Source organism: Photorhabdus namnaonensis, from assembly GCF_001684335.1.
Lineage (GTDB): Bacteria > Pseudomonadota > Gammaproteobacteria > Enterobacterales > Enterobacteriaceae > Photorhabdus > Photorhabdus namnaonensis.
In genome coordinates this window covers 27,456-30,687 of the sequence record NZ_LOIC01000070.1, presented here as the reverse complement: position 1 = coordinate 30,687, position 3,232 = coordinate 27,456, and the positions used below count along the sequence as shown (strand labels likewise).

Sequence of the window (3,232 nt, the reverse complement as noted above, 5' to 3'; positions counted from 1 at the left end):
TACAGGAAGAGCTGTCACAGCTTTATCGCCTGACGTTAAAGGTGGTGAGCTCACGTGATGACATTCCCCTGAATGAACTGCTGGGGGACAGCGCGTCACTGACCATTACCCGCAATGGCGTCACCGAACGGACCATTAATGGGTTGATAACCGGGGTTGAACAAGATAATACCGATGGCCGTCGCACTGTTTATATTTTCACTGTCCGCCCCACAATGTGGCTGATGACGCTCAATCAGGACAGCCGTATTTTCCATCGACAGTCCGTACCGGAAATCTTAGCGATCCTGCTGAAAGAGCATCGTATTTTATTTACCTGCGATACGCTCTATAAACGCCATGCCGAACGGGAATACACCACGAAAAAACGCGAATCCGCCTATGATTTCTGGTGCCGGCTGGCGAAGCGGGGAAGTGTTTATTCATACTCAGCGGGATATGAAAATGCAGATTATCCGGGATAAAACCATGCAGATAGGCCATGACCAGCAAACAGAAGTGGCGCATAACCGCACGGCGATAATTAAAAACGATGATGATGAAGCCGTGCAGGGCTGCCAGACGCTTGAAGTCGGTCAAAATCAAACGGTGACCATTAAAGGCCAGCAAACCGTTTCTGTTGGTAAAAGCCATCAATTAAACATCGAAGATAACCAGCAAATTACCGTGGGTAAACATATCACAATGCACTCGGAAAGCGGGCAAATCATCATTGGGAACGCGGGCGGACAGATAGTCATTGACCCGATGGGGAATATTCGTATCGAAGGGGTCAGCATCACCATGACCGACCATATTACCGGCAAGAAATCCGCCGGCGCACTGTTTGATTATTCAGCCCGCTATACCCTACTGAGTGAGCAAAGCGATAAGCCGTTGGTGAATGTCCCCTACACCATCACCACCGGCGAGGGTCAGGTCATCCCGGGTAAAACCGATGCACTGGGCAGAACGATGACTGTACGGAGTGAGGCGGAAGAAAATCTGCAACTGAGTTCACCAGAAATCCCACTGAAACTAAAGAAAACCTTATATCAGGCCAGTGATAACACACCGGTAGAGCATGTGATGGAATTTACGGAGAAATAAGTATGGCAATATCCAACAACGGCAAGATGTGCCCGGCCGTGACCTCAATTAACTGCACGATGGCAATAGGGATCTTTCCCGCCGATGAAGATCCCTGTTATCTGGCGAGAAAAGCCGAATATGCCCAGCGGCTTCCCGCAATAATTTTCACTAAGCAGGGCACTATTCGCTTTCTTAAACAGGTTGTCATGAGCGGATTAATCAAAGTGGAAGAGTATAAACACGATTTTCTGTGGCCCTATAAAGCGGAAGTGGTGTTTGCTATCAGAGAGGAGGCTGTGCCCCTACCTATACTGGCAACCAGTCAAATCTCTAAGCAGCGTTATGGTGATAATTTACCGCAATCCAGTAATCCATTTGCCCGGCCTTCTGACGCCGATATGGAGAAATTTGGAATTGTTGGTATTCGGCGCCCCGATATTATTCTGGTTAAAGATGAGGCTCTCCGGTGGCCGGGCAGAAATGCTACCTACTTTGATGGTTCCATGCACCCTGATAACCTAAAGATGTTGATTGAGGTGAAATTTCCGGGAGATGACTTAACTCAGGGACAACAAATTGATTACATTCAGATTGCGACCGAAAAACGCTTTGGGGTGATGCGTGTCACGGATAACCGTACAGAAGAGCAAAAACAGTATGATGAAGCGTGGCGAAAACATTATCAGCCCAGTTCCCAACACTATAAAAATCCGATACCGCTGGCCCCGCTACCACCCGGTTCACCGCCTGACGATGACACTTTACCTCCCCCTACGCCTCCCGAAGAGGGCGTGCCGGGGACCATTCCGCAACCTCTGACAAAAAATCCACCGCTTCTTAGCACTTCCCGCTGGTCGTTTTTACCCAGTTATGAAGACTGGGTTATCCTCGGGCAGGAGGTGGCGGGTCTGGCTGAAAACGGGTTGAATTATGTCCGCGACAGTACCCGGGAGCTGCTTGCCCAGTTTGGTGCCTGGTTAAATCAAGCCGGCAAGTGGGTGTGTGAAGAAATTATTGACCCGATAAGCCATCAGGTCAGCTACGCGTTTTCCTGGGTTAATGAACAAACGGGGAAAATCGTGACCTGGACTGAAAGTGAGATAAAAGCCTGCTGGCAGACGGTGCAGCAGGGTTCAGATATCACCCTGGAAGAGCTAAAAAACATTAGCTGGATGCAGATATTGAAAGAGGTGGGGGAAGGCATGCTGGAAATGGTGGTGATTATTGCCGGTGTTGCCGTTGTTATCCTTGTCACCTTGGCTGTCGCTGCCGCCCTGATTGCACTGGTGGAAATTTTAGCTGCCGCTGCTGCGGTAAGCGCCGCTGCGTTAGCCGCTATTCTGGCAATATTGGCGAGTGTGACATTCGCCACCGCTTCATAATTAACGGAGAGAATATGGATACTTTAGATTATTTTACCCAGTTGAGATCACAACTGACCTCTTTTCTTTTTAGCAATGCTGATGAACTGACTGTTTCCCGCCTGGGTCTCTCGATTATCCTGTTTTTTAAACAGGGCTATACTCAGGAGAAAAAACAGCGCATTCTGGCCTGTTACCGCCGCTTTCGCGAAGAGTTTGGCACTCACCTGCGTTTTCATCGTCATGAGCTGGAAGGGATAAAAAAATATTCCCCAGAAAATATTGCCAAAGTGGAAGAAGGCATTCTTAATCAGAAAAAAAACCAGTTTTCTGGTTGGGTGGTCAGTGATGCCAAAAATGAAGATGAAGCACCTAATTATCTGATGCGTTACTTGGATTCTCGGGAAATAAGCGGTGATAACGGCAGTTCTTACCTAAGCCTGACACTGCCTTGGGATTATTTGAAAGAACAGGAGGGTATGCCCCGCTTTATGGCCTGGCTGGAGTTTCTGTGTGAACAACTCGAACCGGACAGTGGTGACTGTGGCTACAGTCTGGCCTTACCCAACGACTTCTATGACTACTTTCCTTTAGAGTATCAACTGGCGCAACGTTACCCTGCCCTGCAAGTTAACTCCGCAGTGTTCACAGCTAAATTACAGTATGGACACTCCATCCGTGGCATTAACTGGATCACCCTGCTGTCCAAACGATTTGTAAACCGACTGGGTGGGGAATACTGGATACGTCAGGTGCTGCGCCCCTACCGGGATGTGGTGATGACTTCTTATTCCAATGGT

At 48.6% G+C, this 3,232-nt stretch carries 4 protein-coding genes; all 4 read left to right on the top strand.

What is annotated here, in order from left to right:
* The coding region (locus tag Phpb_RS26845; protein WP_276204273.1) for a contractile injection system protein, VgrG/Pvc8 family at positions 1–464 on the top strand (464 nt) is incomplete at its 5' end.
* Complete coding sequence (locus Phpb_RS26840; protein WP_240492535.1) at positions 439–1,089, top strand: bacteriophage T4 gp5 trimerization domain-containing protein; 651 nt, start codon at positions 439–441, stop codon at positions 1,087–1,089. The genes Phpb_RS26845 and Phpb_RS26840, both read left to right, overlap by 26 nt.
* A 2-nt stretch (positions 1,090–1,091) precedes the next feature.
* Positions 1,092–2,453: a VRR-NUC domain-containing protein gene (locus Phpb_RS11805; protein ID WP_065390507.1), complete on the top strand. Its 1,362-nt coding sequence runs from the start codon at positions 1,092–1,094 to the stop codon at positions 2,451–2,453.
* A gap of 14 nt (positions 2,454–2,467) precedes the next feature.
* A partial coding sequence (locus Phpb_RS11800) for a type VI immunity family protein (protein ID WP_240492534.1) occupies positions 2,468–3,232 on the top strand: 765 nt, incomplete at its 3' end.